Origin of the sequence: Acidovorax sp. SUPP950 (assembly GCF_030158935.1) — a bacterium.
In the GTDB taxonomy this organism is placed as follows: domain Bacteria; phylum Pseudomonadota; class Gammaproteobacteria; order Burkholderiales; family Burkholderiaceae_C; genus Paracidovorax.
The window spans coordinates 1-5,282 of the sequence record NZ_BQXE01000014.1; the positions used below are offsets into that span (position 1 = coordinate 1).

8 protein-coding genes are annotated in these 5,282 nt (G+C 47.8%); all 8 read right to left on the reverse strand.

Annotated features, from left to right (window positions below):
• Positions 1-158: 158 nt before the first annotated feature.
• Positions 159-533 carry a hypothetical protein gene (locus AVME950_RS24135; protein ID WP_284431718.1) on the reverse strand — a complete coding sequence of 125 codons (375 nt, stop codon included), beginning with the start codon at positions 531-533 and terminating at the stop codon, positions 159-161.
• Positions 534-814: 281 nt separating this feature from the next.
• The gene (locus tag AVME950_RS24140; RefSeq protein WP_284431719.1) at positions 815-1,003 is read right to left on the reverse strand and encodes a hypothetical protein; all 189 of its coding nucleotides are present in this window, start codon (positions 1,001-1,003) and stop codon (positions 815-817) included.
• Positions 1,004-1,620: 617 nt separating this feature from the next.
• Positions 1,621-1,941: a hypothetical protein gene (locus tag AVME950_RS24145; protein ID WP_284431720.1), complete on the reverse strand. Its 321-nt coding sequence runs from the start codon at positions 1,939-1,941 to the stop codon at positions 1,621-1,623.
• Positions 1,942-1,988: 47 nt separating this feature from the next.
• Positions 1,989-2,300, reverse strand: a complete 312-nt coding sequence (locus AVME950_RS24150) for a hypothetical protein (protein ID WP_284431721.1) — start codon at positions 2,298-2,300, stop codon at positions 1,989-1,991.
• Between the two features lie 136 nt (positions 2,301-2,436).
• Entirely contained in the window at positions 2,437-2,775 is a 339-nt protein-coding gene (gene imm40, locus AVME950_RS24155) for an Imm40 family immunity protein (protein WP_284431722.1), read from the reverse strand.
• A gap of 2 nt (positions 2,776-2,777) precedes the next feature.
• On the reverse strand, positions 2,778-3,467 hold the full coding sequence (locus AVME950_RS24160; RefSeq protein WP_284431723.1) for an RHS repeat-associated core domain-containing protein: 690 nt from the start codon (positions 3,465-3,467) through the stop codon (positions 2,778-2,780).
• A gap of 536 nt (positions 3,468-4,003) precedes the next feature.
• The gene (locus AVME950_RS24165; RefSeq protein WP_284431724.1) at positions 4,004-4,354 is read right to left on the reverse strand and encodes a hypothetical protein; all 351 of its coding nucleotides are present in this window, start codon (positions 4,352-4,354) and stop codon (positions 4,004-4,006) included.
• Positions 4,354-5,282 (reverse strand): RHS repeat-associated core domain-containing protein (locus tag AVME950_RS24170; protein ID WP_284431725.1); only part of this gene is annotated, 929 nt, incomplete at its 5' end. The genes AVME950_RS24165 and AVME950_RS24170, both read right to left, overlap by 1 nt.

Sequence of the window (5,282 nt, forward strand, 5' to 3'; positions counted from 1 at the left end):
TTGCAGCAGGGCGCTGGCGGCCAGCTGGCCCGCGCTGGTGTAGCTGCGCTGCTCTGCCAGCGGCGCGGGGTTGCCGGGGGTCTGCACGAACCCGGGCCATTGCCAGCCGGTGGCCTGGCCCAGCGGGGTCCGATTGGATATTGCAACGGAAAAATCACTTAAGGATCTTCATTCAAAATAATCTCTCTCTCATACTCAAAAATTGAATAAGCTTTTGCATCATGCTCAAGAAGGGCCTCAGTAAATTCAGAACTTTGCCATGAGAAAGGAGAAATACCCATTGCCGAACTCTCGTGAATCCACAAACGCCAATTGGAGGGAACGACGGTGCTCACAATCTGAAAGCACTCAGCGCGGTGCTCAACAACGCGGGGCCATTCATTCTGATCTTGATAATTTACCCAAAACCTTCTGCCACCCTTGCCATCAATAAATATTGACAGCACATGGTAAGTTGCTCCTATGTTTAACCATGGAGAGGAGGAAATAGCATTCCCCTCATGATCCAAAAGACAAACACACTTAACTTTCATCGCACTACTCCCGACATATTTTTAAATATAACCTTGCAATCCAATCCATAAAAAACCTCTCCACTGGAAGGATTCATGTAGAAATGCACTTGAAAGTTACCAGAAGGGCTTTGAAAAGTCTCAGTAGAATATTTACCAAATCCAGCAGAAATAGCTGAATTATTTAGACGGCCTGGTCCACGGCTTGCTATTGGCTGAGCAGAAGCAATCGCATTTTTTGTAAGATTACCATTTAAAGAATGGCGAATGAGCAGATTCGAAAGTTAACTGCTTCGCGAGTCTTAGTCGTTGAGCGCCATCTCTAAACCTTTCTTAGCATTGGCGAGAGAAGTTGCCTCTATTTTTTCCAAGAACTGCGACGGAGTTTCCTGCGGCGTAGTCGGATACTTTGGTGCATAAAACTCAAACTCCAGATCAAGAAAAACCTTGAGCAATCTATAGTCTTCGATAGATAAGGAATTGCCTCCCATAATCCTTTTTCCTTATTTACTGGCAAGTGCAACGACCTGAAGCCACCGACTGCCCAAACTCAGCATTTGCAGCCGGAATATACCTAAGTGGGCCACGCGGGTTCCAAGGGCTAATCCCATTGACCTTATTTCTCGAATCTCCGCCGCCACTCTGTGCTCCGCCATTGATATCGATGAGTTGCTGCTCACGCCCTCGGATAGCGTTGTAATTTGTAGACGAACGATCCAGCACGGGTACAAGAATCCTTCTGCATTCAGCAGCGGCTATCCATAGCCTCGGTTTCTTACGTTGCGCTCCGGAGTATCGGTACCTGAAGTTCGGCTCGAGTCGCAATCGCCAGTTATTGGGTTGTATCGGAATATAGGTCTGACATTCGTCTCGTCATCATTTTTAAATGTACAACTTAGCCTATCTGCTAATTCGCGCTGCGCATCCACTGATGGATTTCGCACGCCAGGAATTAACAGAGGTGGCAAGTGGATCGCTTGCAGTCCCTTTGGACCGGCAAAGTTCAGCGGATTCCCGCCCACACAGCCGTTTGGTGTTGTCGATGGCGTTGTTGCGCTCCAGTTTTCAGCAGTACGCGCTTTCCTGCCCATTTACAACTATTGCTGCGTTAAATTGGCTCGCAACATTCCCACAGTACTTTGGCAACTGCCACTGGAATCATTCCAGCTGTAATAATTAGTTGCCCATCACCAGAAACAAGCCTTGGCTCCATTTCTTTTACTAATGCAAATATTTTCGCAATTTGCCACACTCCATTTGATTCCTTAGGGGATTCGAATTTAACAAAAACACTAAATAAGTCATCCAAGCCCCCTTTTTCTCTGTAGCATGTTAATCTAGCAGTGGGATTTTTTGTCGGCTCATCAATTAACCAATGCAATTTCGTGACGACGCCAGAATTAATGTTTTTAAGATTATAATCACCCATAACCCATCCATCTTAAAAAGCAGTTAAATTACATTTAATCAGGCATATCACTCTATTTTCAGAATTTCACCCTTCCCCATTATTTCCCCCTCCCATAAATTAAATTTTGCCCCAACTTTTGCATATGATAGCACCTCATCATGAGAAAGAAAAATTATTGAGACAGGCTCGGCGGATTCGCCTGGAGATATTGACATCCCATACTCAGACATAAGCAAACGACAGTCGTATGCATGACTTGAGAGTTCGGGTATGTTTTCAAAAAAAATTGGGCAGCCGAAAGTCGTATCAGGTATTGGCTGGGCACGCCCACCATCAAAATTACTGAAAAGATTTATTTTTGCAGCAATACGTTTCATAACACATCATCCCATTAGCCGGAAACATAAACCGCATCTCACCAACCACCATATAAATCCGGCATTTTTAAGAAAATTACCAAGTAATTTCATAGAAATACAAAACCTTAGCAACCAAGTCAAATAAATCGACCCATCAAAGCCCTATAGTAATATAAAAATCTCCTTTTTGAGACATATAAAATATTGCTAATTTTTTAGCTGCTTCTAGCGATGCCTCTACATAGTCATCTTCATTGCGACAATCTTCTCTCTCTAAATTCCAACCGTCATAAGTAGGTTTGAATCTGTCACCGAATTTCTCCCAAACTTCGCCACCTTTAATCGCTACTCGGGCTATCCGTAGAATTTCAATGGCTCGAACGGCAGCATCTGGAGGCAGTGCAATTTCTTTTACACCTTCATTTTCAAGGGAAATCCCCTCTTGTTCAAAAATCAAAAAGAAAGCATCGGGAATTTTTATTGAGCTATTCATTGTTAATCAGGCCTGAACAATCGGTGATAGATGACACCGGATTCATGTTTAATAAATTCGAAGGTGCCTTGGACACCTCGATACGATCCAGTAATATTTAGCATCTCCTTCGAAAGACCTGTACTTGGTTGAGTTACAACCGACACCTTTCCATATTGAGCAAATGCCTCAACACTACGCGTGAAGCCATGGAAATCGCCTGATTTTATTTGCCCTAACACTCGCTCACTGTATCTTGTACCTTCAAAATATCTTGCAGCGGCTACAACATCATTTGCCGCACAAAACCCGCCTGACTCAATGCCCTCCGCTACCGCTCTGGCGACTGGAGTCATTCGCGACACTGTTGTCGGAATCTGTGCCACCAATGGGTTCATCGGAGAAACCACTGCCCCGTTGACACCGGACGCGCCAGCAATGAATTCAGTGATGGCTGGGCCGTACCGGTAATAGGCACCCTGTACCCATGCCGCTGCTCTGTTCGCGATTACGACCGCGTTCAATCCCTGCGGGTCTATCGCATTGAGCGGATCCCCGCCCACATAACCAAACCGATTCCACCCCCCATCCAATCCAATCGGGTCGGCCTGGAAGTACCGCCCCGAAGGCGGGCCATAGGACCGGTTCAGGTTGTAGTTCAGCCCTGTCTCCTCATCGAGCACCTGCCCCGGATACCGCAGGTCGAACTTCACGGCTTCTGCATAGGCTGCACTGCCCTGCCCGCTTTGTGAGTAATTGGTCGCCTAGGTCGTCGGATTAACCTCTCCAAACCCCGTGATCAGCCACTGCCAAGCCACCTTTCCGCTGCGTGTTCGTCAGCCTTCTCGGCGTGTACAGGTGGTCGGCATCAATGGCGTACAGCCTTCCGTTGATCTGCGCCGCTACAGACATCGGTCCTGCTGCCGTGGGCAGGTAGATCACTTCGGTGCTGTCCATCTTCCGGCGGTGCCGCGCTGTCTGTGCGACCGGCGTATTGGCCCGTCACGGTGCTGCCGTGCCACCTTCGGCCGTGTAGGGCTCTGTCAGCGAAACCAGTGCTTTCCAAGGCAGCACCAACTCCATCGCATCAAATAACTTGCGTTTGTGCGTCCGCTCGGTGGCGTTGTTAAAGGCCCAGGCTGGTATGGCTTCATACTCGTATTGTCTGAGCTTCAGATATTATTAATCACATCGCAGAGAGATTCGCACAGAAAATTCTTAGTGATTTTCAAATCCACCAATCGGAATTTTAATAAACCATCTCGGCAATAGCTTTTCGATACAAACTAAGTACCTCGGGATCCTTATCAAAATAATGCTCCCAAAAAAAGGGTCTGCCGAATTCTTCAGGGCCCAAGTGAACGAAACCAAACTGAACCGCAAGGATCCTCCAATTTACCGGAAAAATATTATCAACAATATCAAAGAAGGAAGCTTTGAAAACTACAGGCTGTTCGCTGTCTTCACTAACCACCCGGAACCCGATCTCTTCTGAACTATACTGCTCAATAGAAATCACGGGGTATATTTTTTCAGCAAAAATCCAACCATTTAAACCATTTTCTTGAACATTAACACCTTCTCGCAAGCGCACTTTCATCACCAACCCCCATTATGATTAAATATGACTTTAAAATCATCTGAAAAATATAATGCGCCTGTTTTCAGATTTTGATAAAAATGCACTTGAAACGGCCCTGAAGGGCTGTTATAGCTTTGTGTAGTCATTTTTGCCCAGTCATTAATAAGCCCTCCTTCTGATGTTAGCGTGCGAACGAGGACAGGATTTTGCAGTTGCCCTCCTGGAATCGCCACTTTAGATGTAGCTATTACATCAGCTCGCAATCCTCCACTAGTAAAAATCGATGCAGCCTCACTGTAAGCAAGTTGTTGAGCCAGACGAGGGCCATTTGCAACACTTTGAGCGACTCCATTGGCGGAACAAAATCCACCTGACTCCACGCCCTCTGCTACCGCTCTAGCAACTGGCGTCATTCGCGAAACTGTTGTCGGAATCTGCGCCACCAACGGGCTCATCGGAGATACCACGGCTCCGTTGACACCCGATGCCCCAGCAATGAATTCTGTGATAGCTGGGCCATACCGGTAGTAGGCACTTTGCACCCACGCCGCTGCTCTGTTGGCGATCAGTACCGCATTCAGTCCCTGCGGATCTATCGCATTCAGAGGATCGCCACCCACATACCCAAAGCGATTCCACCCCCCATCCAGCCCGATCGGGTCCGCCTGGAAGTACCGCCCCGAAGGCGGGTCATAGGAGCGGTTCAGGTTGTAGTTCAGGCCTGTCTCCTCATCGAACACCTGCCCCGGATACCGCAGGTCGAACTTGATGGCTTCCGCATAGTTGGAACTGCCCTGCCCGCTCTGTGCGTAGCCGGTTGCCCCAGTCGTCGGGTTCGCTTCCCCAAACCCCGTGATCAGCCATTGCCACACCACTTGGCCCTGCGTGTTGGTCAGGCGTCTCGGCGTGTTCAGATGGTCCGCATCGATGGCGTACAACCTGCCGT